Origin of the sequence: Bradyrhizobium neotropicale (genome assembly GCF_001641695.1) — a bacterium.
Taxonomy (GTDB): domain Bacteria; phylum Pseudomonadota; class Alphaproteobacteria; order Rhizobiales; family Xanthobacteraceae; genus Bradyrhizobium; species Bradyrhizobium neotropicale.
In genome coordinates this window covers 71,212-97,591 of record NZ_LSEF01000008.1, presented here as the reverse complement: position 1 = coordinate 97,591, position 26,380 = coordinate 71,212, and the positions used below count along the sequence as shown (strand labels likewise).

At 63.8% G+C, this 26,380-nt stretch carries 29 protein-coding genes; 19 read left to right on the top strand and 10 right to left on the bottom strand.

Annotated features, from left to right (window positions below; genetic code table 11):
- Positions 1-48: 48 nt before the first annotated feature.
- Together AXW67_RS01220 and AXW67_RS01215 are read left to right on the top strand one after the other, a co-directional pair.
- Entirely contained in the window at positions 49-402 is a 354-nt protein-coding gene (locus tag AXW67_RS01220; protein WP_063675992.1) for a gamma-glutamylcyclotransferase family protein, read from the top strand.
- Between the two features lie 152 nt (positions 403-554).
- A complete protein-coding gene (locus AXW67_RS01215; protein WP_063675991.1) occupies positions 555-929 on the top strand; it encodes a winged helix-turn-helix domain-containing protein in 375 nt (124 codons plus the stop codon).
- 13 nt (positions 930-942) lie between these two features.
- On the opposite strand, the gene AXW67_RS01210 is transcribed toward AXW67_RS01215, so the two are convergent.
- Positions 943-1,320, bottom strand: coding sequence for a hypothetical protein (locus AXW67_RS01210; protein ID WP_063675990.1), 378 nt, complete (start codon positions 1,318-1,320; stop codon positions 943-945).
- Positions 1,321-1,502: 182 nt separating this feature from the next.
- Between AXW67_RS01210 and AXW67_RS01205 the strand changes: the two genes are divergently transcribed.
- From AXW67_RS01205 to AXW67_RS01195, 3 genes are all read left to right on the top strand, one after another.
- The gene (locus AXW67_RS01205; RefSeq protein ID WP_063675989.1) at positions 1,503-2,912 is read left to right on the top strand and encodes an aldehyde dehydrogenase family protein; all 1,410 of its coding nucleotides are present in this window, start codon (positions 1,503-1,505) and stop codon (positions 2,910-2,912) included.
- Between the two features lie 69 nt (positions 2,913-2,981).
- Complete coding sequence (locus AXW67_RS01200) at positions 2,982-3,542, top strand: DUF2478 domain-containing protein (RefSeq protein WP_063675987.1); 561 nt, start codon at positions 2,982-2,984, stop codon at positions 3,540-3,542.
- 499 nt (positions 3,543-4,041) lie between these two features.
- The gene (locus AXW67_RS01195; protein WP_063675985.1) at positions 4,042-5,001 is read left to right on the top strand and encodes an AraC family transcriptional regulator; all 960 of its coding nucleotides are present in this window, start codon (positions 4,042-4,044) and stop codon (positions 4,999-5,001) included.
- Positions 5,002-5,016: 15 nt separating this feature from the next.
- On the opposite strand, the gene AXW67_RS01190 is transcribed toward AXW67_RS01195, so the two are convergent.
- The 5 genes from AXW67_RS01190 to AXW67_RS01170 all read right to left on the bottom strand — a co-directional run bounded on the left by AXW67_RS01190 (position 5,017) and on the right by AXW67_RS01170 (position 9,061).
- Positions 5,017-5,601 (bottom strand): TIGR00645 family protein, encoded by a 585-nt coding sequence (locus AXW67_RS01190; RefSeq protein WP_027551733.1) that lies wholly within the window; start codon positions 5,599-5,601, stop codon positions 5,017-5,019.
- Between the two features lie 35 nt (positions 5,602-5,636).
- Positions 5,637-6,275, bottom strand: a complete 639-nt coding sequence (locus tag AXW67_RS01185; RefSeq protein WP_027551734.1) for a TerC family protein — start codon at positions 6,273-6,275, stop codon at positions 5,637-5,639.
- Positions 6,272-6,631: a hypothetical protein gene (locus tag AXW67_RS01180; protein ID WP_063675983.1), complete on the bottom strand. Its 360-nt coding sequence runs from the start codon at positions 6,629-6,631 to the stop codon at positions 6,272-6,274. The genes AXW67_RS01185 and AXW67_RS01180 overlap by 4 nt, the downstream gene beginning before the upstream one ends.
- Before the next feature lie 2 nt (positions 6,632-6,633).
- On the bottom strand, positions 6,634-7,107 hold the full coding sequence (locus tag AXW67_RS01175) for a TerB family tellurite resistance protein (protein ID WP_063675981.1): 474 nt from the start codon (positions 7,105-7,107) through the stop codon (positions 6,634-6,636).
- A gap of 400 nt (positions 7,108-7,507) precedes the next feature.
- Entirely contained in the window at positions 7,508-9,061 is a 1,554-nt protein-coding gene (locus AXW67_RS01170; protein WP_063675979.1) for a winged helix-turn-helix domain-containing protein, read from the bottom strand.
- Positions 9,062-9,159: 98 nt separating this feature from the next.
- Here AXW67_RS01170 and AXW67_RS01165 point away from each other — a divergent pair, with 98 nt between their 5' ends.
- Both AXW67_RS01165 and AXW67_RS01160 read left to right on the top strand, forming a co-directional pair.
- Positions 9,160-9,618, top strand: a complete 459-nt coding sequence (locus AXW67_RS01165; RefSeq protein ID WP_063675977.1) for a cupin domain-containing protein — start codon at positions 9,160-9,162, stop codon at positions 9,616-9,618.
- A 300-nt stretch (positions 9,619-9,918) separates the two neighbouring features.
- The gene (locus AXW67_RS01160) at positions 9,919-11,421 is read left to right on the top strand and encodes a hypothetical protein (RefSeq protein WP_245315342.1); all 1,503 of its coding nucleotides are present in this window, start codon (positions 9,919-9,921) and stop codon (positions 11,419-11,421) included.
- Between the two features lie 51 nt (positions 11,422-11,472).
- Here the strand turns inward: AXW67_RS01160 and AXW67_RS01155 are convergent, their stop codons facing one another.
- A complete protein-coding gene (locus AXW67_RS01155; protein WP_063675973.1) occupies positions 11,473-11,853 on the bottom strand; it encodes a nuclear transport factor 2 family protein in 381 nt (126 codons plus the stop codon).
- Positions 11,854-11,995: 142 nt separating this feature from the next.
- On the opposite strand from AXW67_RS01155, the gene pdxR reads away from it, so the two are divergent.
- Positions 11,996-13,480: a MocR-like pyridoxine biosynthesis transcription factor PdxR gene (gene pdxR, locus AXW67_RS01150; protein ID WP_063675971.1), complete on the top strand. Its 1,485-nt coding sequence runs from the start codon at positions 11,996-11,998 to the stop codon at positions 13,478-13,480.
- 80 nt (positions 13,481-13,560) lie between these two features.
- Positions 13,561-14,190 (top strand): FMN-binding negative transcriptional regulator, encoded by a 630-nt coding sequence (locus AXW67_RS01145; protein WP_063675969.1) that lies wholly within the window; start codon positions 13,561-13,563, stop codon positions 14,188-14,190.
- A gap of 23 nt (positions 14,191-14,213) precedes the next feature.
- Here the strand turns inward: AXW67_RS01145 and gor are convergent, their stop codons facing one another.
- The 3 genes from gor to rpiA all read right to left on the bottom strand — a co-directional run bounded on the left by gor (position 14,214) and on the right by rpiA (position 16,932).
- Positions 14,214-15,602 carry a glutathione-disulfide reductase gene (gor, locus tag AXW67_RS01140; RefSeq protein ID WP_063675967.1) on the bottom strand — a complete coding sequence of 463 codons (1,389 nt, stop codon included), beginning with the start codon at positions 15,600-15,602 and terminating at the stop codon, positions 14,214-14,216.
- A 74-nt stretch (positions 15,603-15,676) separates the two neighbouring features.
- The gene (locus tag AXW67_RS01135; protein ID WP_027551744.1) at positions 15,677-16,216 is read right to left on the bottom strand and encodes a DUF2059 domain-containing protein; all 540 of its coding nucleotides are present in this window, start codon (positions 16,214-16,216) and stop codon (positions 15,677-15,679) included.
- Between the two features lie 11 nt (positions 16,217-16,227).
- Complete coding sequence (rpiA, locus tag AXW67_RS01130; RefSeq protein WP_145927340.1) at positions 16,228-16,932, bottom strand: ribose-5-phosphate isomerase RpiA; 705 nt, start codon at positions 16,930-16,932, stop codon at positions 16,228-16,230.
- A 160-nt stretch (positions 16,933-17,092) separates the two neighbouring features.
- Here rpiA and AXW67_RS01125 point away from each other — a divergent pair, with 160 nt between their 5' ends.
- The 10 genes from AXW67_RS01125 to AXW67_RS01085 all read left to right on the top strand — a co-directional run bounded on the left by AXW67_RS01125 (position 17,093) and on the right by AXW67_RS01085 (position 26,370).
- A complete protein-coding gene (locus AXW67_RS01125) occupies positions 17,093-17,767 on the top strand; it encodes an HAD-IA family hydrolase (RefSeq protein ID WP_063675964.1) in 675 nt (224 codons plus the stop codon).
- Between the two features lie 173 nt (positions 17,768-17,940).
- Positions 17,941-18,432 carry a hypothetical protein gene (locus AXW67_RS01120; protein WP_063675963.1) on the top strand — a complete coding sequence of 164 codons (492 nt, stop codon included), beginning with the start codon at positions 17,941-17,943 and terminating at the stop codon, positions 18,430-18,432.
- Positions 18,433-18,540: 108 nt separating this feature from the next.
- On the top strand, positions 18,541-19,575 hold the full coding sequence (gene moaA, locus AXW67_RS01115; protein WP_063675962.1) for a GTP 3',8-cyclase MoaA: 1,035 nt from the start codon (positions 18,541-18,543) through the stop codon (positions 19,573-19,575).
- A 293-nt stretch (positions 19,576-19,868) separates the two neighbouring features.
- Positions 19,869-20,408: a TRAP transporter small permease subunit gene (locus tag AXW67_RS01110; RefSeq protein WP_063675961.1), complete on the top strand. Its 540-nt coding sequence runs from the start codon at positions 19,869-19,871 to the stop codon at positions 20,406-20,408.
- Positions 20,405-22,009 (top strand): TRAP transporter large permease, encoded by a 1,605-nt coding sequence (locus AXW67_RS01105; RefSeq protein ID WP_063675959.1) that lies wholly within the window; start codon positions 20,405-20,407, stop codon positions 22,007-22,009. The genes AXW67_RS01110 and AXW67_RS01105 overlap by 4 nt, the downstream gene beginning before the upstream one ends.
- Positions 22,010-22,171: 162 nt before the next feature.
- Positions 22,172-22,387 (top strand): hypothetical protein, encoded by a 216-nt coding sequence (locus AXW67_RS42980; protein ID WP_201723622.1) that lies wholly within the window; start codon positions 22,172-22,174, stop codon positions 22,385-22,387.
- A 5-nt stretch (positions 22,388-22,392) separates the two neighbouring features.
- The gene (locus AXW67_RS01100) at positions 22,393-23,061 is read left to right on the top strand and encodes a hypothetical protein (RefSeq protein ID WP_347336738.1); all 669 of its coding nucleotides are present in this window, start codon (positions 22,393-22,395) and stop codon (positions 23,059-23,061) included.
- 243 nt (positions 23,062-23,304) lie between these two features.
- Positions 23,305-23,712, top strand: coding sequence for a hypothetical protein (locus tag AXW67_RS01095; protein ID WP_051310553.1), 408 nt, complete (start codon positions 23,305-23,307; stop codon positions 23,710-23,712).
- A 567-nt stretch (positions 23,713-24,279) separates the two neighbouring features.
- A complete protein-coding gene (locus tag AXW67_RS01090) occupies positions 24,280-25,662 on the top strand; it encodes a hypothetical protein (RefSeq protein WP_245315340.1) in 1,383 nt (460 codons plus the stop codon).
- A 249-nt stretch (positions 25,663-25,911) separates the two neighbouring features.
- Positions 25,912-26,370, top strand: coding sequence for a hypothetical protein (locus AXW67_RS01085; RefSeq protein WP_063675953.1), 459 nt, complete (start codon positions 25,912-25,914; stop codon positions 26,368-26,370).
- Positions 26,371-26,380 lie beyond the last annotated feature (10 nt).

The window sequence follows — 26,380 nt, the reverse complement described above, 5'->3', positions numbered from 1 at the left end:
AAGCGTTCACTGGCACGGCTTGATCTTTCTCTAGACCGGAATCCGACCATGACTGGCGCTCACGGAATATTCCTATTTTCCTACGGAACTTTGCAGCTCGAAAGCGTGCAATTGTCGTCGTTTGGTCGGCGTCTCGCGGGGAAACAAGACGCGATGGCGGGCTTTAGGAAGACTTTGGTGGAGATAACCGACCCCGATGTTCTGGCAAAGAGCGGCGAACGATTTCACCCTATCGTCATCCCCGTCGATGACCTGAACGAGATCGTCGAGGGAACGGTATTTGAGATCACTGCTGACGAACTGGCTGCGGCTGATCGGTATGAGGTTTCGGACTATAAACGGGTCGAGGTCACACTACGCTCTGGTCTCAAGGCTTGGGTTTACATCAAGGCCCAAGATTGAGCTGATGGGAAATGCCGCGCTGGCCGCAATCGGGGATTGGGTGCCATCACAACCAGCAGAGACCACTGCCTTCTGAATATCGAGCGCCCTCACCTTGTCCGGGACGGGCAAGAGTGGCAATCTTTGCCGCAGTTTGCCCAAGAGACCCGATCATGTCGCGCGCGAGCGCCAAATCGCTTCCCCAACTGAGCGTTCGCATCGACCTCGACAGCGAGGACCGGATCGGACCCGGCAAGATCGAGCTCCTGGAGCAGATCCGGCAGCATGGCTCGATCTCGGCGGCCGGCCGCGCCATGGACATGTCCTACAAGCGCGCCTGGGATCTCGTCGACGAGATCAACCGCATCTGCGGGCACGCCGCGGTCGAGCCGCAGGCCGGCGGCAAGAACGGCGGCGGCGCGATGCTGACTCCGTTCGGCGCCGCCCTGGTCGCGCGCTATCGCAAGATCGAGCGCGACGCCGCGCGCGCGGTGCGCAAGGAGCTCCAGGCACTCCAGACCGAGATCGCCCGTTCGCGCAAATCCTGATCGCGCCCGGCGGCTAATTCGGCCTCACCGTCACTTCGGACATTGGCTGGGTCAGGGCTTCGCCCAACAGATCCTGCTCCGCCTTCGGGATCGAGAAACGCACCTTGAAACCATCCTCGGTCGCAAGCGTGATGATGCGCTGGCTGGTATCGGTTGACTGCTCCAGCACCCAGGACGCCAGCGGATAGGCATAGCGCAGGCTCTGGTCGCCGTAGCGGGTCTTGAGCGCCGTCTCGATCAGGCCGGGTAAGGTCATGAGCAGCGCGCCAACCTGGTTCAGCGAGATGCTGACCGCGGCCGGATTCCCCGTCGCATCTTCGAAGCCCAGCGAGATGGCGCCGCCGTCGGCCGCAACCTCGCAGGTCGTGAGCGATCTGACCTTGATTTCCATCGCAAATCCCGGAACGCACTTTCGCTATATTCTTCAGGATATATCGATAATGCCGCCAGCGTCCAGCCGCCTTTTCTGGAATCCATCGAATCCGACACCATGGCCGGCGCAACCTGACCGTGATATATGGTTGGATATAACGAGGCCCCGAACGGCCTGTTCTTCAAGGGAGCGACAAGCCTATGAGCAACTACAATCTTCTCATCGACGGCAAGATGGTGCCCGGCGATTTGACCATGCCGGTTCTCAATCCCGCGACCGAAGAGGTGCTGGCGCAGTGCCCGCGGGCCTCCAAGGCTCAGCTCGATGCGGCAGTCGCCGCAGCGAAGGCCGCCTACCCGGCCTGGGCCGCGACCCCGATCGAGGAGCGGCGCAAGCTCGTCATCAGGATGGCCGACGTGATCGAGGCGAACTCGGGCGAGCTCGCGCGTCTGCTCACCTCCGAGCAAGGCAAGCCGCTTGCGGACGCCACCGGTGAAGTGCTCGGCATGGCCGCGTTCTTCCGCTATCTCGGCTCGCTGGATTTGCCAATGCGCGTGATCGAGAATTCCGGTGACCGCAAGGTCGAGGCCTATCGCCGCCCGCTGGGCGTCGTCGGCGCCATCATCCCCTGGAACTACCCTCTCCTGATCCTCAGCTTCAAGCTCCCGTCCGCGCTGCTGGCCGGCAACACGCTGGTGGTCAAGCCGGCGCCGACCACGCCGCTCGCCACGCTGCGCTTCGCCGAGCTGATCAAGGACGTCCTGCCGAAGGGCGTGCTCAACGTTATCACCGACGCCAACGATCTCGGCGGCGAGATGACCAAGCATCCCGACATCCGCAAGATCTCCTTCACCGGCTCGTCCGCGACCGGCCAGAAGGTGATGGCGAGCGCGGCGCAGACGCTCAAGCGCATCACGCTCGAGCTCGGCGGCAACGACGCCGGCATCGTGCTCGACGACGTCGATCCGAAGACGGTCGCACCCGGCATCTTCGAGGGCGCGTTCCAGAATTCCGGCCAGGTCTGCCTCGCCATCAAGCGGCTCTATGTGCACGAATCCGTCTACGACGAGCTCTGCAACGAGCTGGTCGCGATCGCCAGGAACACGGTGGTCGACGACGGCTCCAAGCAGGGCACCAAGCTCGGACCGCTCCAGAACAAGATGCAGTACGAAAAGGTGAAGGCGTTCCTCGAGGACGCACACAAGAACGGCAAGGTGGTCGCCGGCGGCTCGGCGATGGATCGTCCCGGCTATTTCATCGAGCCGACCATCGTACGTGACATCCAGGAGGGCTCGAAGCTGGTCGACGAGGAGCAGTTCGGCCCTGTGCTGCCGTTGATCAAATATTCCGACAAGGAAGACGTGATCCGCCGCGCCAACGCCACGACCTACGGCCTCGGCGCCTCGGTATGGTCGTCCGACGTCAAGCGCGCCCACGAGGTCGCGAGCCAGCTCGAGTCCGGCACGGTGTGGATCAACAAGCATCTCGACATGGCCCCGAACATCCCGTTCGGCGGCGCCAAGCAGTCGGGCATCGGCACGGAGTTCGCCGAGGAGGGCCTCGCCGAATTCACCCAGCTCCAGATCATCAACGGGCCGCCGGCGGCCTGATCCCAAGTCCGGGGAGCGCGGCGGAACCGCCGCGCTCCCACCCGACTTAACACAAGACGGAGGCGGACCATGTTCGATGCGCAATGCGACCTTGCCTCGCTGGTCTATGAGCCGCATCAGGATCCCGACGCCGTCCTGCGCGGCTTCGCCGCGGATCTGAATGCGCAGGGCTTTCGCGTCGTCGGCATGGTGCAGGCCGGCCAATGTGCGGATTCGAGCCTGTCGGCGGTGCTGCTTCACAGCGGCGAGACGCTGCTCCTGGCGCAAGATTTTGACCCCGCCGCGCGCGGCTACCGGCTCGACCTCGCCCGGCTCCAGAATGCCGGCGAGCGGATCGCGGACGCGATGGCACTTGGCGCCGACCTCGTCATCATCAACCGTTTCGGCAAACGGGAGCGCGACGGCAAGGGCTTGTCACACCTGATCAAGCGCGCGCTGGACGCTGACATTCCTGTCGCGATTGCCGTGGCAAGCGACCGCTTCAACGACTGGATCAAGTTCGCCGGCGGCATGAGCGTCAAGCTTCGCTGCGAGCGTGATGCGCTGGATGGCTGGTGGCATGCCGTCTCCGCGCGCATTTCGCGGTCGACAATCACATCACACCCGACGACCTGCGAGATCCTCAAATAGGACGCTCTGCCCCGCTCAACCGTTCGACGCGCGCCTCCGCGCCGTACATGGCGTGGGCAAGCTGGTTCGCCTGATCGAGCGTTCAGGGCCTTCGACAGGCCACGCCCAGGCAAGTCGTCCAGAGGCTTCGGCATCGGCGATGTCCCGCGATCAAGGCATGCGGCATATGCAATTATGACCGCGTCATTCAATCCGCGCAAAATACCAGATCGCCGCGCCTCGGCCATATCCCGGAGCATTACCGGCCTCTACAGCTATCGAAGGTGACGGTCGCCCGAGGGTGCCCGAATGCCGCACCGTGGTTTTGCGGGCGTCCCCGACCACGGCCGATCCAGCAACTGCCACGCTAACCAAAAACACTGTTCAGTCGTTCGGCCCATTTTGGCAGCGCACTGAAGATACCGGCTGCACCGCGCCTGCGACCATTTGCGCCCCGCTGTCGACGCGAGACCGTCGACCACGCGTGCCGGCTCACCGCTGCAACTATTGGGACCCCAAAATGCCGGTACGCTGGCTTAAGCCTTCGCGAATCCTGAGCATTGAGCGCTACACCGACTTCGACGCATTCAAGCCGAGCCAGGTGCTGGGCGGCACCAGCACGCCCCTTGCGCCGCGCGAATTCTCCCTGTCCCGCGCGATCCTCCGGCTCCAGGACGGCCTCTTCGTGCTGCAGCGGACCTTTGCCCGCCGGCTCGAGGCCAATATGGGCACTGACCACGGCATCGGCCTCGCCATTCCGATTGCCTGCCACTCGATCGCCAACGGCCGCGAGATCGACAATTCGACGGTCCTCGTCGTGCGCGGCAAGGTCCCCGCCACGGTGATCGAGCACCACCCCAACACGTATCTGATGCTGCGCTTCAACTCCGACATGCACCAGCGCGGCTGGGCGGACTTCGAGACCGGGCTCGCGTTCGTCCGCCTGCACGATGCGCCGATGCAGCGCCTGCGCGCCGCGATCCTGGACATGTTCTGCCTCGCCTCCGCCAGCACCGATCCCCGGCAATTCGAAGCCCTCAACCGGCCCATTCAGGAATCGCTCGTGGGCAGCCTCGACGAAGCGCTGCTCCCGGCCGACGCGCTAGCTCTCCGGCGTGGATCGTTCGACAAGCACCGCGAGCTGGTCGCGCGGCTGGACGAGGTGGCTGCGCTGTCCGGCACCACCTCGCTCTACAGCGACGATCTCGCGACCGCGTTCGGCGTCTCCGTACGCACGCTCCAGAACGCAGCGCAGGCGGTGCACGGCATGAGCCTGCATCATTATCTCAGGCTCAAACGGCTATGGTCGACCCGAATGCAGCTCATGGCCGGAAGCCCCGGAATGACGGTCAAGGCCGCTGCGCTCGCCAACGGCTTCTCGCACATGGGCGAGTTCTCGAAGAGCTACAAGGCGACGTTCGGCGAGACGCCGTCCGAAACGTTGGCGCGGAACCGGCGCCCGCCGGCCAAGCGGTTCTGAGAGATCGGAGCCTCCTCAGCCGTGCCCCGCCTCCTTGCGATACGCGCTTTCGGCGAGGCGATCGACCCAGGCGATTCCGATCGCGGAGATGATGAAGGTGAGGTGGATCAACACCTGCCACATCACCCCGGTCTCGGTGAAATTGCTGCGCGTCGTGCCGAGATTACCCGCCTCGATGAAGGTTCGAAGCAGCGAGATCGAGGAGATGCCGACGATCGCCATTGCGAGCTTGATCTTGAGCACGCTGGCATTGACGTGGCTCAGCCATTCCGGCTCGTCCGGATGACCGCGCAGGTTCAGGCGGGAGACGAAGGTCTCGTAGCCGCCGACAATCACCATCACCAGCAGGTTCGAGATCATGACGACGTCGATCAGCCCGAGCACGGTCAGCATGATCTGCTGCTCGTTGACGTCGAACCAGTGCACGGCGAGATGCCAGAGCTCTTTCAGGAACAGGAGCACGTAGACCGCCTGCGCGACGATGAGGCCGACATAGAGCGGCAGCTGCAGCCAGCGCGAGCCGAAGATCAGCCTCGGAAACAGGCCGATCGGCGGCTGGCGCTCGGAGCGCGCGGAAGGTGCCAGGCGTTGGGACGTCATTGATTGCTCCGGATTGCGGACAGGAAGGTCGAGCCTCACAGGCTCGCGATGACCGGCGCGAGCTCGAGCGAGCCGCGATAAATCATCTCGACGGCGACATAGACGATGATGGCGAGGCCGACATAGGCGATCCACCGCTGCTTCTGCAGCACGCGGCCGAGCAGATCCGCGGCGACACCCATCATCGCGACCGACAGCAAGAGGCCGAAGGCGAGGATGTAGGGATGCTCGCGCGCGGCGCCTGCAACGGCCAGCACGTTGTCGAGCGACATCGAGACGTCGGCCGCAACGATCTGCAAGGCCGCCTGGCCGAAGGTCTTGCGCGGCGCTGCCGCGGCGCTCGCGCCGCCGCCATGGCTGAACGCAAGCCCGCTCGTGTGCGAAGCCTGTTCACGCAGCTCGCGCCACATCTTCCAGCACACCCACAACAGCAGCACGCCACCAGCGAGCAATAGGCCAATCACCTGCAGGAGCTGGGTCGCGACACCGGCAAAGACGATGCGCAGCACCGTGGCTGCCGCGATTCCGACGATGATGGCGCGGCGGCGCTGGTCGGCCGGCAGGCCGGCCGCGGCGAGGCCGATGACGACGGCGTTGTCGCCGGCGAGCACGAGGTCGATTAGCACGACCTGGAAGAGTGCAGCCAGCGCGTCGGCGGTGAGGAATTCAGTCATGACGGATCATTTTTCGGTGCGGACGGATCGAGCCAGTGCGGCTTGCGCCGCTCGACCCAATCCAGGACCTTCGAGCGCGACGCGCGCAGCGCGGGCACGTCCTCGGCAAGTAGTGCCAGGCCAAGCGGCAGCATCCAGACGCCGAGCACCGGCAGGAAGGAGAGCACGCCGCCGACGACCAGCAGCGCGCCGGAGGGAATCCTGACCCAGCGGCTCGACGGCCTGAGCAGATAGGAGACGGAGTCGGCCATGCGCGGCGGCAGGCGATGAACGAGCGCGTCAAAGCGCGGGTCGCCGCCGGCCGGCTGGCCGGTGGCGCCGTCACGCGTCGCACGCTCGTCCGGAGCCGCGCTCATGCTTACCCCGCAGACGCCGCAGGCTTGTCAGCGCGCACGGCGCCGGAGGGGACCTGCTTTGCCCGCGGCAATACCAGCGTCAGCAGGCGCAGCAGCTTGATCGCCTGCACCTCATGAGGGTGCACGTCCTCGTCCGCTGCCGCGACGCGCTCGGACAGGTCCATGAGATGGGATGCGAGCGCCAGATCCGAGACCGGGCGCAGCGTGTCGATCACCACGTTGGCGAAGTCGGGCTGTTCGAGCCGTTCGGCGAGCTCATCGAACATCGCGGTCAGCCTGTCATCGCCGATGTGCGGCGCCAGGTCGCGATCCCTGATGAAGCTGATCACCTCGTCGCGCTCGACGGGTGAGACGCGGCGGTCGGCCACGGCGACGAGCGCGCCGGCGATCACCAGCGCCGCCGCAGCCTGCTCATTGAGGCGGGACGGCTCCGTGATCTCGATCTCGAGCGGATTTGAATGGTTGGCGTCAGACATCGTTGCTCCTCATCATTGGCAAATGGCCGCGTGGAGCTGCGATGGGGACGATGTCGGAAAGAACAGACAGGCTGGGCCCGACCATCGGCCGATCCATCGCATTCGCGCGCGGGACAGGTCATCCGACATCGCGAGGTTTGCCGACGATGTCGGCGTCCTCGCCAGAGGGGCCCGGATTCTTGTTCTCGTGAGAGATAACGGTGAGCCGACCGGAATCAAGGCGCCGCGCATGCGACCAGCAGCCGCATCGGTTCCATGTTGCCGTGTTCGGACAAGCCGGCTTAGGCGCGACTGCTACGCAATGCCCCACTCCGCAATGACGGAGTGTGGCATAGCGGCATTATCGCTCTCGTGTCCCGAACACGCTGCTACGCGTTAGCGTTGCTGCACTGAGCCCACATCACTCCGGCAGGCCGGCTGCGCGCAGCGCGCGACCGAGCTTCGATGCGAGCTCCGCCGCGCAATCGACCCCGGCGAACTGGCTGGCGATGCGGAAAGTCGGCTGCAACTCCAGAACACACGCGGCCGCCGCCCTCGCCTCTTCCAGCCGGCCGAGCGCAGCGAGGGATGCTGCGAGCTGGACCCAGGTGATGCTATGCGCGGGATTGGCGAGATTGGACTTGTAGGCCGCGCTCGCCGCCTCCTCATGGCGGTCCCTGCAGAAATGGCCGAGCGCCTGCGCATCGTAGGCGGCAAAGGCCCAGGGATCGAACGGGCTGAGGCGCATGCCGCGCTCGCTCCAATCGATGGCGCGCTCCGCTTGACCGGCCCAGCCGGCGACGACACTGCCGAGGATCCAGGCCAGCGCAGTCGAGGGGCTGAGCGCCAGGGCCGCTTCGAACGCGGCGAAGGCGGCCTGGCGGTCATGAGCATCCATGCCGAGCGAGAAGCCGGCAAAGGTCAGCGCGAGCGCATCGTCGCGCCCGTGCTCGATTGCAAGTCGCGCGTGACGGACTGACGCCAGCCGGTCCTCTTCCCTCAGCCCTGCCCGCAGAAAGCGATTGTGATAGCTCATCGCGGCGAGGCCGTGAGCGAGCGCGTAACTGGGATCGAGCTCCAAGGCCTGCTCAAGCTGCGGCAGCGCGAGCGCAGCACGATCAGGCATGCCGGAGTCGACATCCGGCTGGGCGCGCAGCACGAGTTCGTAGGCGTCGAGGCTGTCGGGGCGTTTGCGCCGGATGCGCTCGACCTCGGCGCGGCGCAGGCTCGGCTCGATCGCGCCGACCACGGCGAGCGCGATCTCGTCCTGCAGGGCAAACGAGTCGCCCACGGTGCGGTCATAGCGCTCGGCCCAGATATGGGTGCCGCTTGCGGCATCGACGAGCTGCGCATTGATGCGGAGGCGGTCAGCGGCGCGCCGCACGCTGCCCTGCAGGATATAGCGTACCCCAAGATCGCGGCCGACCTGCTTGACGTCCGCGACGCGGTCCCGCCAGACGAAGCTGGAATTGCGCGCGATCACGAATAGCCATCTGATGCGCGACAGCCCCGTGATGATGTCGTCGACCATGCCGTCAGCGAACCAGGCGGCTTCGCCGGAATGTTCGAACGGCAGCACGGCGACCGAAGGCTTGACCGGCACCAACAACGCGGCCCGGTGCGCGGCTTCGTTCGCATTCGCCTCGACGCGCGTCACTGGCGGACCGACATAGCGGTAACCGCGACGCGGCAACGTCTCGATCCAGCGGCCGCCGCCATCCTGTTCGAGCGCACGGCGGAGTGCGGCGATCTGCACCGTGAGATTGCTTTCCTCGACATTGAGCCCCGGCCACGCCGCCTCCATCAGCGCGTCCTTGCTGACGGGAGATGAGGCGCGCTCCAACAGGGTGCGCAGCAGCGCGGCGCCCCGCTGGCCGAGCAAGGTCGGCGCGCCGCCGCAAAACAGCGCGCCCGTCTCGGCATCGAGTGCAAAGGCGCCGAACTTGTAGGTGTCTGGTGCGTGCTGCGGGGCCATTTCGGGGATATTTTGCACCAATTTCGGGGGTCTTTCACGACCTTTGGAGGCGGCAGGAGCAGGCTGAAGCCCCCATCATGGCAACTGGAGCGTTGGAGATGAGTGCAAAGCCGATCATCCGCAGACCCGGTGAAGGCAGGCAGGTCAGGCTTGCCGGCCATCCCATGACGTGTCTGGTCACCGGCGACGACACGCGACACACCTCGATGTTCGAGTGGATGATCCCACCCGGCTTCTCGACCGGCCTGCATGTCCATCGCGTGCAGGAGGAGACGTTCTACGTCCTGGAGGGCGAGTGCGACTGGCAGGTCGGCAACGAACGCGTGCGCGCCACGCCCGGCACCTATGTGTTTCTTCCCCCTGGGGTGCCGCACAACATCGGCAACTCGTCCGACAAGATCGCGCGCGTGCTCATGACGGTGTCGCCGCCCGGCCATGAGCGCTATTTCGAGGAGCTGGCCGAGATCGTGGCGCGCGGCGGCGCGGCCGATCCCGCTGAGATCGCGAAATTGCGGGCCCGCTATGACACGGATCAGCTATCGGCACTCAGGAGTTAGTCGCCCCGTCATCCTGGCTTGATCGTCCCCGCCTTCGCGCGGAAGTCCGTGCCCCCCCTGAAGGGAGTGGATAGATCTGACGTCGGCTGATGAGACCGAAGCTCCGCTCCTGTGCCCAGTTCCGTCAGCAATTCCCGGAACGAGGCTGCAACGGGTCCTGCCCCAGGCCCCCCAAACAGGATTGCTCGGGATCATTGTAGGACAATAGTAACGACTGCCGGTTGAGAATGGCGCTGATCACGCTATGGCAGGTTAACCTAGGTGGAAGAGGATAGATCGCCTCCGCTTGGCGGCCGAGACGTGAGGCTCGATCTGCCGCGGGCGCTCGCGGCAAGAAGCAGCTTCAGCATGAATCAACGCTGGACTATCGTGGCCGCGATCCTCGCAACGGCCTTGTTGATTCAGATACCTCTCGTACTCAACGCGGATCTGGGCTGGCTGCTCACTGCAAACGAAAAAATCCTGGATGGCCGAAGGCTTGGGATCGACCTCTTCGAGTCCAACCCGCCTCTATCGGTCTACATGTACATGCCGGCAGTGAAGCTTGCACGATTGACCGGCATTGCCCCCGAGTACATCGTGATCATCCTGGTAATTGTCGAGATCGTTGGCGCGCTTGTCGTCATCGATCGCGCAGCTGCAGCGGCAAAGCTGGAAGCCGGAGAGCGAAATTTCTCGGCGTGGTCGCTTGCGATTTTGCTCGCAATTCTTCCGGGCGCCATATTCGGACAACGTGAACACATCGCCGTCATTGCGCTGACCCCTTTTGTAGCCATCACCGCGATACGTTGGCGCGGCTTCGATCCCGGACCGGTCGCGATTTTCGGAGGACTGGGCGCGGGGCTGGCCATGTGTATCAAGCCCTTTTTTGCTCTGGTGCTGGGCCTGCCGATCATCCTTGCCGCCGTCCGTCAGCGTTCTTTCGGGCCTTTGTTGACCTTTGAAGCATGTACAGCCGCCATTACTGTGGCCAGCTACGGGGCGGTCGTGTTTGCCGTCTTCCCCGAATATCTGTTCTCCTATGCTCCGATGGTCACTGAGGCCTATTTGCCAATCAGGAGAGAGTTCGGGAGCCTACTTCCTCTCCCAATCGCCGTGGTCGGCGCCTCTATCGCGTTCCTGCGCCTCGTAGCCCCTCAAAACTTCAGAATGTGGAGCGACGCGACGCCTTGGCTGGCTGCATCGGTCGGCGGAGGCGCGGCTTTCCTTCTTCAAGGCAAGGGGTGGCCCTACACGGCCTACGCGCTTTGTCTGTTCGCGATTGCGGCGCCGCTGCTGCATGTCTGCACCAAGACATTGCGGGCGGCGGTTGCGATCGGCGGCCTTGCTGTCGTTGTGCTCGTCGGGTTCTATTTATCCTCACCCGCCCCGGGGTTTCCGTCGCTGGAGCAGCGTGTCCAAGCACTTGTAAAGCACCCGCGGCTGCTCACGATTACCGATCACATCGGTCTGGGGCATCCGCTCGTCCGTCAAATCCATGGAATTTGGGTGGGCAGCTCTTGTGCGCAGCTCTTGGCGGCCGGCGCAATATTGCGCCAGAACGGCTCGCAACCAACGCAAGCCGAGCAAGCGAAACTGGACGACATCATACAGTTCGAGCGGCGGCAGTTGCTGGCAGACCTGCGAAACGGTCGCCCGGATGTAATTCTGGTGGATACCTATCTGCTGAGCACGTTCCAGTTCGATTGGTTGGCTTGGGCCAATTCAGATCCCGAACTCAAAAAGGAGTTGAGCCACTATCGTGAAGTCGAGGATGTTGGCCGCGTTCGAATATTTGTCGATCAATCAGATTTGGAGCGATGAACATCTACGAACGCAGCCCAAAGTCCCTCGGCGCATCCAGACCGAAGCGCCCTAACTCACGCGCTCGACAAGATGTGCACGCAAGGAGCCTGGGTCGAACGGATCGCAAAAATATTGCGTTTCGTGCGCGACCAGTCCTTCGCGGAATTCCATGATGCTCACCGCATAGGATGGCGCGCCGTCATAGGTCAGGACGAATTCGGTCACCCACAGATCGCCGGCGCCGACAATTCGCCGAATCGTGAAGCGCTTCTTGTTCGGCTGGACGAAACGGCTCTCTTGAATGTTCCCGCGACCACGGATCCGCTCGCCCGATTGCGGATAATCAAGCACGGCATCCTCACGATAGATGTCATGCTCGACCTCGAAATCGTTTGCGTCGGAAGCATCCCAATGGCGCTGGAGCGCCGTCAACCTGACTCGATCGTCCATCTCGATCTCCGGTCTACGCTTCTGTCACTTCGGCCCCTTAGAACAACGTTGAAGCCGGCGCCTGCAATGAAGATATGCTACGCCGCCTTTCATGTCGTACTGATCACGAGCGTGAGAGATCGCTCCTTCCTGCGAACGATGGATGGTCGAGATGAGAACGAATCCCGAGCGCCGTGCCGGCCGGATGGGAGCGCGCCAGATTTACGAGGCGCTCAGGGATCAGATCATGGCGCGGGTATACGGCACCGACGGCGCGCTGCCCTCGTCCCGGGCGCTCGCCGACGAGATGGGCGTGGCGCGTTCGACCGTCACCGTCGCCTACGAGCAGCTCGCCGCTGAAGGTTTCATCGAGATACGGCATGGCGCAAGGCCGCGCGTCGCGCCCGCGGTCGTCGAGCGCGGACGTGCGCGCGTCGCCCCTCGGACGTCCACGCGCGTCGTACGGCTGTCGAAGTTCGGCGAGCGGCTGCAGCAGGATCCGCCGCGCTGGACCGAGCCGCCGCGCGGTCTGGTCGCGAACTTCCGCTATGGCGAGCTTTCGCCATCCGACTTCCCGATGCTCGCGTGGAAGAAAGCCGTGGTCGCGGCGATGGGCCGCAAGCCCGAACGCCTGGCCTATGACGATCCCTGCGGCTCGCTGCGGCTCCGCAACGCCCTTCAGGGCTATCTGTGGCGGTCGCGCAGCGTGCGATGCGAGGTCGATCAGATCGTCGTCGTGAACGGCTCGCAGCAGGGCCTCGACATCTGCGCGCGCCTGCTGCTCGACGCCGGCGACCGTTTCGTCATGGAAGATCCCGGTTACCAGATGGCGCGGCACACTTTTGCGGCGACGGGCGCCGTCGCGGTCCCGATCCCTGTCGATCAGGACGGCCTGGAGACGGAACAGCTCGATGGCGTCGAAGCCCGTCTCGCCTATGTGACGCCGTCGCATCAATATCCGCTGGGCGGCGTCCTGCCGATCGGGCGCCGTCACCAGTTGCTCGCCTGGGCGAGGAAAAGCAACGCCTGCGTGATCGAGGACGACTACGACAGCGAGTACCGCTACGACACCAAACCGATTCCGCCGCTGCATGCGCTGGAAGGCAGTGACAACGTGATCTATCTCGGAACCATTTCCAAGACACTCTCTCCGACACTGCGGATCGGATATCTCGTGGTGCCCTCCGGGCTTCGATCCCTGTTCGGCGCCGCCAAGCAGGTCATGGACCGGCACACACCGCTGGTCGAGCAGGATGCGCTCGCCGCGATGCTGGAGAGCGGCGCCTACGACGGTCATGTCCGCCGGGTCCGCCGACGCAACGCCGAACGCCAGCAGGCGCTGCTCGACGCCTTGCACCGCAGGTTCCGCGGCCGGGTCCGGATCGACGGCGCAGCCGCTGGCCTGCACGTGGTGGCGTGGTTCGACGATGTGCCGCAAGCGCGCGAAGCGGCGCTGATCGAAGCGGCCCGCGCCAAGTGCGTCGGCATCTATCCCGTCTCCGCCCTGTTCGATGGACGCCGAGTTGGCCGGCGCCGGTCGCGGGAGGCGGTCGGTCTTGTCATGGGCTATGCGGCGCTTGAGACGGCGCAGATCGAACGCGGCTGCCGGCTTCTCGCCCAGGCAGTCGACGAGGTGGCGCATGGATAACTGGACTTGTTGAATTGCTCAAAACTGGCCGTTTCTTGCAGGCCAGATTTGGACTATCTCCGAGCCCAAGGAGATAAGCCATGTACATACCCCCTGCCTTCAAGGACGACGACATCGAGAGCATCCGCGCGACCATCCGCTCCGCGCGCCTTGCCAATCTGGTGACGGCGACCACCGAGGGTCCGGTGGCGACCCCGCTGCCGCTCTTCCTCGACGAGAGCGAAGGCGAGCATGGCGTGCTGTACGGCCATCTGGCGAAGGCCAACCCGCAATGGAAGCTGGCCCCGATCGGAGATGCGCTAGCGATCTTCTCAGGCCCCGACGCGTATGTGACGCCGTCCTGGTACGCGACCAAGCGGGAAACCGAAAAGGTCGTGCCGACCTGGAATTACGTCGCGGTGCATGCCTACGGCCCGGTGGAGTTCTTCCAGGAGCCGGAACGTCTGCTCGACGCTGTGACGCGGCTGACGAACAGGCATGAAGGATCCCGCGCAAAACCCTGGGCCGTCACTGACGCTCCCGCCGACTTCATCGCCGCGCAACTTCGCGGAATCGTCGGCATACGCATTCCCGTCGTGCGGTTCGAGGGCAAGCGCAAGATGAGCCAGAACCGTCCCGAAGCCGACCGCGTCGGCGTCGCGGCAGGCCTTGCGGCGAGCGAGAACCCGCATGACCGCGAGGTCGCGCCGCTGATCCCGCTTCCGGGTTGACGGGCGCGACTGTTCGAAAAAACCTACTCCGCCGCCTGCCGCACGTGGCGGGCGGTCGGCGTGCGCATGGTGACGAGTTCTTCGGCCGCGGTCGGATGCAGCGCGACCGTGGCGTCGAAATCGGCCTTGGTCGCCTTCATCTTCACGGCGATGGCGAGGGCCTGGGTGATCTCGGCGGCGGCATCGCCGACGATGTGGCAGCCGAGCACGCGGTCGGAAGAGCCGTCGACGACGAGCTTCATCAGCACGCGGGTGTCGCGGCCGGACATCGTCGCCTTGATCGGGCGGAACGTCGTCTTGTAGATGTCGACGTGGCTGTACTGCGCGCGCGCCTCGGTCTCGGTCAGGCCGACGGTACCGACCTCCGGCTGCGAGAACACCGCGGTCGGGATGTTGGCGTGATCGACCCTGACTTCGCGCTTGCCGAACACGGTGTCGGCGAAGGCGTGGCCCTCGCGGATCGCGACCGGCGTCAGATTGAAGCGATGGGTGACGTCGCCGATCGCGTAGATGTTGTCGACCGAGCTCTTCGAGAAGTGGTCGACCGCGATGCCGCCGTTCTTCGGGTTGATGGCGACGCCGGCCTTCTCGAGGCCGAGATTGGCGACGCCCGGATGGCGGCCGATCGCGAACATCACCTGCTCGGAGGCGACGCTGGAGCCGTTCGACAGATGGGTGGTGAATTCCTCGCCGTGGCGATCGACCCTGGTCACCGTGCAGCCGGTGAGGATGGTAATGCCCTGCTTCTCCATCTCGGTACGGACATGGGCGCGAACGTCCTCGTCGAAGCCGCGCAGGATGTTGTCGCCGCGATAGATCACGGTGACGTCGGAGCCGTAGCCGGCAAAGATGCCGGCGAATTCCAGAGCGATGTAGCCGCCGCCCTGGATCACGATCCGCTTCGGCAGCTTCTTCAGGTGAAACGCCTCGTTGGAGGAGATCACGTGCTCGATGCCGGGGATGGACGCGCCATGGTTGGGCGCACCACCGGTGGCGATCAGGATATACTTTGCCGTGATCTTCCTGTCGTTCTCGAGCAGGCGGACGGTGTGGGCGTCCTCCAGCACCGCGCGGCTCTTGACGATCTGTGCGCCCGACTTCTCGACGTTTGTGGTGTAGGCCGCCTCCAGCCGCGCGATCTCCTTGTCCTTGTTGGCGATCAGCGTCGGCCAGTCGAAGGTCGCTTGCGGAATGGTCCAGCCGAAACCCGCGGCATCCTCGATCTCGTGACGGACGTGCGAGCCGATCACGAACAGCTTCTTGGGTACGCAGCCACGGATCACGCAAGTCCCGCCCATGCGGTACTCTTCCGCGATCATCACGCGGGCGCCGTGGCCGGCCGCGATGCGGGCGGCACGCACGCCGCCCGAACCGCCACCGATGACAAAGAGGTCGACGTCGAATTCAGCCATTGTCCACTCCGACCTCAAATAACACCCTAAAGCGCGATGGGCGCTTTAGGGATTCTGATCAGATATAGTGTCTGTCAGATTTCCTTGCCACGCTTGCGCATCTCGGCGCGGAAGGCGCCCATGACGGTCTCGGAGAAGTTGTGGGCCCACGAGTTCATGAAGGCCATGCTGAGGCCGATGGCGCGAGGCTCGGCCTGAATCAGCTTCTGTCCGAGCGGCGACTTGTAGAAGGTGACGAGATCCTTCAGCTCCTGCTCGGTGAACTCGCTGGCATAGACCTGCGCCATGCCCTCGCCGATCTCGCTCTCGCGGCCCTTGAGCTGCTGGGCGACGATCGGCGCGACCTCGTTCAGATCCTTCTGGTAGTTGAGGTTCTGCTGAATCAGCGCGGTCTTGGTCTTCTCCACCATGCCGGGCACGGCGTTGGCGTACATCGAATTGGCGCTCTTGAGCACCAGGATCTCCTTGGCCGCGGCGATCGCGGCCGGCGTCGATCGCGGCTGGGCCGGCTGCTGCGGCGGCGCGGCCGGCTGCTGGGCCGAGGCCGGGAGGGCACCGAAGGCCAGTCCCACAGCGAGGGTCGCGGCCGGCAAGAATTTAAACACGCTCTTCATTCCTAGTCTCCTTAGGGCTTTCGCCGTTCAACCACGCGGATTCCGCCGCCACCCGCCAGAACAGCCGAGCTGGCCAGGCCGATGAACAGCCCGTGCTCGACCACACCGGGGATCGCGCTCAACGCCTCGGCGAGGCGCGCCGGATCTTCAATACGTCCGAGTTGGGCATCGAGGATCCAGTGGCCGCCATCGGTGACGAAAACGTGGCCATCCTTGGCCTTGCGGACCGCCATTTGCCCGGAAACTCCGCAGCTCGCAAATGCCTTCTCGATCGCCCGGCGCGTCGCGCCGAGCCCGAACGGGATCACCTCCACAGGAAGCGGAAAGCGGCCGAGCGTTGGCACCCATTTGGTGTCGTCGGCAATGACGATCATACGATCCGAGGCCGCTGCCACGATCTTCTCGCGCAACAGCGCGCCGCCGCCGCCCTTGATCAAATTGAGCGCGGGATCGATCTCGTCGGCGCCGTCGACGGTGAGGTCGAGATGGTCGATCTCGTCCAGCGTCGTCAGCGGCACGCCGCAGCGCTCGGCATCCGCGCGCGTCGCCTCCGAGGTCGGCACGCCGATCACCTTGAGGCCGGCCCGCACGCGCTCGCCGAGCAGCTCGATGAAATGTTTTGCCGTCGAACCGGTGCCGAGCCCGAGCTGCATGCCGTCCCGCACGTCCTCGAGCGCACGCGCCGCGGCCTGCCGCTTCAATTGGTCCATGTCCACGTTGAGCCTGTCCTCGATCGGTATGCCGCTGAAACCATCGCTTGCGGGGCTATCTAGCCTCGTTTTGGCCCGGAGAACAGGGTCTCGGGCCAAGTCTATAAGCTGATCTTATGGGATGTCCCCTTGCGCTGATACGGCCGGCCCGATAGCGCTTTCGCCCATGACCTCTCGTCACACCATCGTCTTCGATCTCGACGGCACGCTTGTGGATACGGCGCCCGACCTGATCAACGCGCTGAACCACGTGCTCGACCGCGAAGGGCTGCCGCCCGTGCCGGCGCAGTCGGCCCGCAACATGATCGGCGCCGGCGCCCGCAAGCTGATCGAGAGGGGCCTGGAGGCCGAAGGCCGCATGGTCGGCATCGCGGAGATGGACCGGCTGACGGCCGATTTCATCGCCTATTACGCCGACCATATCGCCGACGAATCGCGTCCCTTCGAGGGCCTGGAGGCGGCACTCGACCATCTTGCAGAGCACGGCCACACCCTTGCGGTCTGCACCAACAAGCTGGAATGGCTGTCCAAGCGGCTTTTGGACCAGCTCGGACTGAGTGGCCGTTTCGCGGCGATCTGCGGCGCCGATACCTTTGGCGTCCAGAAGCCCGATCCGACCATCCTGCGCCAGACGGTGGCGCGGGCCGGCGGGCAGCTCGCCGCCAGCATCATGGTCGGCGATGCCGGAACCGACGTGGGAGTAGCCCGGCGCGCCGGGGTTCCCGTGATCGGGGTCAGCTTCGGCTATACCGACGTACCGATCGCCGAGCTGAAGCCGGACCGGCTGATCCATCACATGCGCGACCTGCCGGCTGCCGCAAGCAGCCTGATAAGTGCTTAGGGCAAGCGCTTAGGGGTTCGCAGCAAGCAACTGAAAACACTAGTTAATCCCAACGCTCCACTGCGTTAACCATCTATTATCCATGCGCGCCCGGCCGGTTGCCCGGGCGGAACGACGCTCCTAAGGTCGCCGCTGGGGATTGTGGCGGTCTGTCGCACATAATTGGATGGGCCATGCGTCGTGTCATCGCGATTGCGCTAGCGGGGGCGAGCCTTCTCGCGAGCCTTGGCGGCTGCTCCTCGGTCTCGGACATGTTCAAGTCCGCCCCACCGCCGGTCCAGGTCCAGCTCGAATCCAACCCGCCGGGCGCCGACGCCACGACCTCGCTTGGCCCGGGCTGCAAGACCCCCTGCTCCGTCTCGGTCCCCGCGCCGGACGGCCCGTTCACGGTCAGCTACGCCCTCAACAAGTACCAGGCGGCCAGCGTGCCGGTGAATGTCATCAAGAACCCCGGCAGCTTCACCTCGCCCGCGACCGCCACGACCGATCCGAATCCGGTGTTCGCGGAACTCCAGCCGGCAGCGCCGCCGAAGCCAGTCAGGAAAAAGCCGCACCGGCCGAGGAAGCCGAAACCGGCTCCCGCCGCAGCCGCACCCGCAGACACCGCACCGACCGCCGGCTCACCGTTCCCCGATCCCAATGCGGGCTCGCCGCCGCAGCGCTGAACTCCGTGAAGCGCACGATTGTCCTTGCCGCGTCCGATGCTTAGATTGCACGGAGAGCACCGCTGAAGCAAAGGTGCGCCCGTCGCCGTAAGTGACAAGGCCTATCGAATGAACGGATCTCCTGCGAGCCCCCTCGCCGCGCTGTCGAGCCCAATGACCGATCCGTTCGGACGGACCATCACCTATTTGCGCGTCTCCGTCACCGACCGCTGCGACCTGCGCTGCTTCTACTGCATGTCGGAGGACATGACGTTCCTGCCCAAGGCGGATTTGCTGACACTCGAGGAACTCGACCGGCTCTGCTCCGCCTTCATTGCCAAGGGCGTCAGGAAGCTGCGCCTCACCGGCGGCGAGCCGCTGGTCCGCCGCAACGTGATGTCGCTGGTGCGCTCGCTGTCGCGCCATCTGACGACCGGGAGCTTGCATGAGCTGACGCTGACCAGCAACGGTACGCAGCTTGCGAAATACGCCCAGGAGCTTGCCGATTGCGGCGTCCGCCGCATCAACGTCTCGCTCGACACGCTCGACCCGCGAAAGTTTCGCGAGATCACCCGCTGGGGCGAGATCGACAAGGTGCTCGAGGGCATCGAAGCGGCGCGCGCCGCGGGCCTTGCCGTGAAGATCAACGCGGTGGCGCTGAAGAACCTCAACGAGGACGAGATTCCCGAGCTGATGCGGTGGGCCCACGGCAAGGGCATGGGCCTGACGCTGATCGAGGTGATGCCGATGGGCGAGATCGGTGCGGGGCGCATCGACCAGTATCTGCCGCTGTCGCTGGTGCGTGCGCGGCTCGCCCAGCAGTTCACGCTGACGGACCTCACGGAGTCCACCGGCGGGCCGGCGCGCTACGTCAGCGTCGCGGAGACCGGCGGCAAGCTCGGCTTCATCACGCCGATGACCCACAATTTCTGTGAATCCTGCAACCGCGTGCGGATCACCTGCACCGGAACGCTGCACACCTGCCTCGGCCACGAGGACGCATCCGACCTGCGCAAACCCCTGCGTGCGTCGGCTGAGGACGCGCTGCTTGCCGATGCGATCGACCGCGCCATCGGACTGAAGCCGAAGGGCCACGACTTCATCATCGATCGCCGCCACGACCGGCCCAGCGTGAGCCGGCACATGAGCGTCACCGGCGGCTGACGATTCGTCGCACGCCCCGCTAACCTAAGCTGCTGACGACGCGTCAATTTGTCCATTTTCCGATTGACGGCGCAGCAACCCGCTGAAATGGTGCATCCGCCTTTGCTTGCCCGGCAACAATAAGCCGGCCCGCCCCGTTGGCGGTCGCGGTCAAGACGGCAAGGCATTGAGGGGAGGACTGACGCCGCAATCGCTCCGGAATACGGCCGTGCGGCCGCGCGCATGTTGCACGCGGGCCGAGTGATGCGTGCTGATGCCTCCCATGAAGTCAGGCCGCGGCGGAGAGAACTAAGATGCGTCCATTGTTGGCGGTGAGTAACGCCATCGACCTTCTCAATGAGAAGATCGGCAACATCTGCAATCTGCTGGTGCTGCTGGCCTGCCTCGTCAGCGCGGCAAACGCCATGATCCGCTACGCCTTCAGCTACTCGTCGAATGGCTGGCTGGAGCTGCAATGGTACATGTTCGCCGTCCTCGTGATGTTCGGCGCATCCTACACCTTCAAGCGCAACGAGCATGTCCGCGTCGAGATATTCTATCTGATGCTATCCGAACGCGGCCAGCTCTGGCTCGACCTGATCGGCACACTCTTCTTCCTGATCCCCTCCTGCCTGCTGCTGGCCAAACTCTCCTGGCCGTTCTTCATGCAGGCCTATGACGTCGGCGAGATGTCCGGCAATGCCGGCGGTCTGCTCCGCTGGCCGATCAAGTTCGTCATCCCCGCAGGCTTCGTCATGCTGGCGCTGCAGGGTGTATCCGAAGTTATCAAGCGTATCGCGGCTCTCCAGGGCTACGTGACGATCGACGCCAAGTATGAGAGGCCGACCCAATGACCATTACGCTGGAGATGATGCCGCCGTTGATGTTCGGCGGCCTGGTTCTGGCGATGCTGATTGGGTATCCCGTCGCCTTCACCTTGGCGGCGCTCGGCCTCTCCTTCGGGTTTCTCGCGATCCATCTCGGCTTCTTCGACCTGAACTTCCTCCAGGCGATTCCGGGCCGCGTATTCGGCAGCGTGCTCTCCAACGAGCTCCTGCTCGCGATTCCCTTCTTCACCTTCATGGGAGCGGTGCTCGAGCGATGCGGGCTTGCCGAGGACATGCTGGATTCCATGGGCCAGCTGTTCGGCCCGATCCGCGGCGGCCTCGGCTACTCCGTCATCATCGTCGGCTTCATCCTCGGCGCCATCACAGGCACGGTGGCGGCGCAGGTCATCGCCATGGCGCTGATCTCGATGCCGGTGATGATTCGCTACGGCTACAACATCCGCTACATCACCGGCGTGCTGGCGGCCTCCGGCACCATCACGCAGCTTGTTCCGCCCTCGCTCGTGCTGATCGTGCTCGCCGACCAGCTCGGCAAGTCCGTCGGTGACATGTATCTCGGCGCCTGGGGCCCCTCGATCTTCCAGATCATCCTGTTCGCCGGCTACACCTTCGTGCTCGGCCTCATCAAGCCGAGCCATGTTCCTGCGGTCCCCAAGGAGGCGCGCACCCTGACCGGGTGGCCGCTCTGGCGGAAATGCCTGCTCGGCATCATCCCCTCCGCCGTCCTGATCTTCGTCGTGCTCGGGACCATGATGCTGGGCCTTGCGACCCCGACCGAAGCCGGCGCGATGGGTGCGGTCGGCGCCATCGTTCTCGCCGCCATCCACCACAAGGACTTCTCCTCCGCGGGGCGCAAGATCCTGATCATCGGTGTGATCACCGCCGGCATCGGCACGATCATCGCGATGCTCTACAGCGAGAACATCGTCTTCAAGTTCGCCTATGCGATCACCTATCTCGCGGTCGCCTGGATCTGCATCGAAGCGGCCCGCATCCCGGACCTGCGCGACCTGATCAAGCAGGGCTACGAGACGACCATGCGCATCACCTGCATGGTCACCTTCATCCTGATCGGCTCGACCTGCTTCTCGATCGTGTTCCTGGGATGCAACGGCGGCGTCTGGCTCGAGCACCTGCTCACCTCGCTGCCCGGCGGCGTCTGGGGCTTCCTGATCTTCATCAATCTCTTCATCTTCTTCGTCGCGTTCTTCCTCGACTTCTTCGAGATCGCCTTCATCATCCTGCCGATGATCGCGCCGATCGCGCAGAAGGTACTGGCGCCGGTGGTCGGCCCGGATGCCGCCCTGATCTGGTTCGGCGTGATGCTCTGCGTGAACATGCAGACCTCGTTCCTGCATCCGCCATTCGGCTTCGCGCTGTTCTACCTGCGCGGCGTCGCGCCGCGCTCGGTGAAGAGCTCCGACATCTATTGGGGCGCGGTGCCCTGGATCGGTTTGCAGATGATCATGGTGCTGCTCGTGATCGTCTTCCCGTCCGTGGTGACGGGCCTGCTCGACAAGCCGCTCAACGTCGACCTCGACAAGGTCAAGATCGAGGTGCCGCAGATCGACCTGCCGCCGCTGGATCTGGGACCGCCGCAGAAGTAAGGCGGACACTCGGCCGACACTTGGCCCCTTCCCTTCTCCCTCACGGGGGAAGGTGCTCATCAAAGCGTGCGCGGTATTCGAACGGTGCTAGCGCACCGGCGTGTGCGAGCTCCGTCAGCATGCTTGCCCGATAGACTCTCTGTGCCTCTCCCGAAATTTCCGATGCTCACGCTCGCGATCGGGTTTAAGCTGACAGCCGTTTCCAGAGGTCCGTTACGACGCGGACTGGCCGCCGATATTGAAAAGCGCTTCGTAATTCATTTTGTCCGCGCCTCACGCGAGAGGTTGCAATGGACCAAAGTTTTTATCAGCGATTTGCCTGTCGGGCGCGACAACATCGTTCGACAGCAGCACATCATCGCAAACATCCTCTCTTGATCGCGATGTTCTGCGCGGTGTGCATATTCCAGTTCGCGACTGAATCTCGCGCGCAATGCAGCGCGCGAGATGTGTTGCAGAAACAATTGAAGCTGAAGCCGGCCTCCTCAGCTCATGCGCCGGTCACGCCGATCAGATCCGTCGTCGATCCACCGGCATGGAAGAAAATCACGCTCGGTAATTTTTCGAATTCGCTCACCCTTCGTAATGCCCTGGATGCAAACGGCTGCCATGTCGGAGGATCGGCTGAGGAAGTCCTCGCACGACCGGCCTTTATCGTCAGCTCCAGGAAAAAGAACGTCGAGCTTGTCACGGTTTCGGCGGCAGAGCTCGGCTTCAAGACGGATACCGTGACCTTGGCCTCAATTTACGCGCGCGCCAAGCGGCTGGGTTTTGGGATCGCTCCAGCGGAGATCGGCCCTCAATTGAGGCTTCAATATCTTGACCAGCCCACGGGTGAATTTCTCATCATCGGAATGGACTCGATCAAGACCTGGAGCGGCGAGGAGATCATTCTGACTGTCGCCAATGGCGGAGCCGGCCTTATCCTCATCGGCCAGGATGGCAGTGCAGACGCTGCAATATCAGCGACCTCGCGCCTGGTGTTCGAGCGGCCCACCGAAGCTGCGCCGGTCGACCAGCTCGAGCGGGCAGCAGCATTCCTGCCGCCCTGAGCACAGCGCGCGCAGCTGACATCCTGAATTGGCGTGACCGCGCAAGTGACGCGAACAATGCGTGCTTCATGTCGCGCGACCGGATGCAAATTTGCGATCACATTCGCAGATGACAGACAAGGGTCACGAAGACTTTATCGGCATTTCGGATTGCGGATCGCACACGTTGATATGGATCAACCCTCGTTGCAACGCGGACAACACACGTGTCAACGTTGTCTTCCTGTGCAACGGAGAAAGCCTATGAAGCATGTAAGAAAGGTTGCCCTAGCTGCTTGCGCCTTCTCGATCGTGATTGCGGCATCCGCCCTGTCCAGCTCTGCCGCACTGGCGCAGGCGTCCCTCTCCAATCCGGACGAATGCCAAGCTGAATTCGCCAATTGCACGGGTCTTGGAACCGGGTCTACCCCCATCTATCGATATCGGGCGCCAATTCGGCGATCGGTGTATCGCGCGCCTGCGGCGGCGCCCGCGACCGCCGGCGGCTGGGGCAATTCCTACGCCATGTACGGCGGCACCGGCTGGAACGGCATGTACGGCGAGAACGGCTGGTACGGCAACTGGAGCACGTATGCTGCCCGCAACGGCATCGTCTGCAGGCCCGGCACCTATTACAAGGGCGCTGACGGTCTCCAGCATCTCTGCCAATAGATCATCCGCTCCGAGGCTGAATCAGGCGGCCCCAAGGGGCCGCCTGATTCATACCGCACCGAGGCTCTCGTCCTGAGAGGGCCAGCATGGAGGCAGGCAGGCGCTTGTCTGCTAGTTGATGACCGCTTCCGGGCCCATCAGCGAAGTGGCTCGGCGTTCATTGAGGTCCGCTGAGCTCTTCGCCTTTTTAGCCCAAACCAGTCCTAATCTTGGCGGAGCGAGTTTTGCCGAAGTAGCATAGTCAGGCCCGCAAACGTCGATGGGCTACTGCCCTTATAAGGGCCCGGTCGACGCCGGGGCCTTTTGTTTTCGCGAGAGCGCGAGAAGACGCGCCGGTTCGTGGTGATCGAATGGCGATTGAGGAGGCGATCCCGATTCCAGCATCGACTTGCGCAACGTTACAAAGGCTGTGGTGGTACCCGAAAGGATATAGCCGATGTTACGGCTGCCGCACGAAGGGTCATGTCCGAACTGACGACTGGGCTTTCGACCTTCCCGGGATGACATTCTGTCCGGAGTGCGGAACCCGTCCGATTGCACGGAGCGATTGTGATGAGGAAGGCTTCGATGGATTTTTCGCTGATGTCGGATGGAATCCGGCTGCATCATCACGCCTCCCATCACCACGATGGGTACGATGCTGATGACGAACCGGGGCCGGCACCGCTGATCCATAGTCCAGGCTCTTTCGGAGATCTTGGAGCGCGGCCGGTGAGCGCCCATTCCCCGCTCCATGACTCTGGCCCAATTCAATCCGAACACCCCACCACAGCGGCGGTCGGCACGGGCGGCCACCACGCCGCGACGGGCCAGCATTCTTCGGCCACCGAGTCCGCTTCTGGCGCATCCCACCCCGGGATGGGCACTGCCACGATCGAGAGCGGGGCGAACACGGCCGGGAACGGCGGAGACGGCTACTTTTACGGGGGCATCATTCACGCGTCCCTGCTCATCTATGAACCCATCAACATCTCGGTGAGTTCGGGATACGGATCGGTCGCCCTCGCCAGCCAGTCCAACAATCTGAATGTCGATCAATCCGCCTTTCAGATGGCCGGTGTCGGCGGACATGGCGGCAACGACAACATTGCGTCGGGAGGGAGCGTCAGTAGTTCCGCGGGCGCCGGCTTGATCGCGAGCGGCGACAACAGTGCCGGTAACGGCGGCAGCGGCTATTTCTCGGGTGCGTTGGTGGACGCTCCCGTGGTGATCTATCATCCGATCAACATTGCATTGGCGAGTTCGGGCGGCTCTGCTCACGCAAGTCAATCGAACACGGTCGACATCAATCAATCGGTCACGCAGATCGCGGGCGTCGGCGGGAGTGGCGGACATGGCAATGTGGCCGCCGGCGGTAGCATCCTCACGCTCGACCCCAGTTGGGGATCAAGCCACGGAGCGAGCGCCTGGGACGTTCAAACCGGCGGCAATCAGGCCGGCAATGGCGGTGACGGCGCGTTTTACGGCGAGCTCGTCCATACCTCGTTCGTACTGTACAACCCGATCAACATCGCGGTCGCGGGCTATGGCTCCAGCGCTTATGCGGTCCAGACAAATGATGTCTCCGTGGATCAATCCGCGGTTCAGATCGCCGGCATTGGCGGGCACGGCGGCAACGACAACGCCGCAGCCGGCAGCCATGCAAACCTTCTCTCCCATAATCTGTGGGGCGGCTCCGACACGATCGCGACTGGTTCGAACAGCGCAGGCAATGGCGGCAACGGCTATTTTGCGGGCAGTCTGGTCGATGTCAGCGTCGCGATCTATACACCCATCAACATCGCAATCGCAGGTCCACATTCGACGGCCGTGGCCGATCAGGTCAACAACGTGCACATCGACCAGAGTGCGGTCCAGATCGCCGGAGTTGGCGGCGACGGCGGCCACGGCAATCTCGCGCTGGGCGGCGACGCGGCGCATCTCTTGTCGGACCTTCACCTGGTGGCATAGCGAAACGTCGCACCGCTCGCAGGATTGATCGCATGGCGGCAGGCGCAGTCGCCACTCTTCGCATGCAAAGCCCGCACCGAGGCGCCCTCCCCTGACGAATGTCGTACTTTCGTACGTAGGCCCACCAAACCGGATGGTGTCCGATTTGACATCTATCGCCCTCGCGCGCGGGCGGATCAGACTTGCCGTGCGCGTCCGCCTGCTTGGGATGGATGCTGCACGACAACAACAGAACGACGGAGGCCTCAAATGTTGCCAAAGGCAATCAACATCACGGACACGATCGACTTCAAATCGATCAACACCGGCGGTCAAAGTGCCGGAAATGGCGGCGACGGCACTTTCAAGGGAGCCATCATCAGCAAGCCGACTCTCAACTTCGATCCAACCAACAAGGCCGACGGTGCCGATGTGCATGTGAGCACCGGCGATCACGTCAAACAGACGGCGGATTGGGACGCCGGAGGCGCAAACGCTAAGGCCTCATTGCTTTCCAAGGCCCATGGCGGAGACGCGGAGTCGAACGGAAGCCAGAAGTCCTACAGCGGCCACGATACCACCAAGGTATACGCCAATACGGACGCCACTCAGATCAACAAGCTCATGGTGGACCAGCACCAGGAAGTCGCGGCCGGTATCGGCGGCCACGGCGGAGACGGCAACTTCGCATGGGGTGGAGGCGTGGACTTCCATCTGGACACGCTCTGACCAGCGGCTC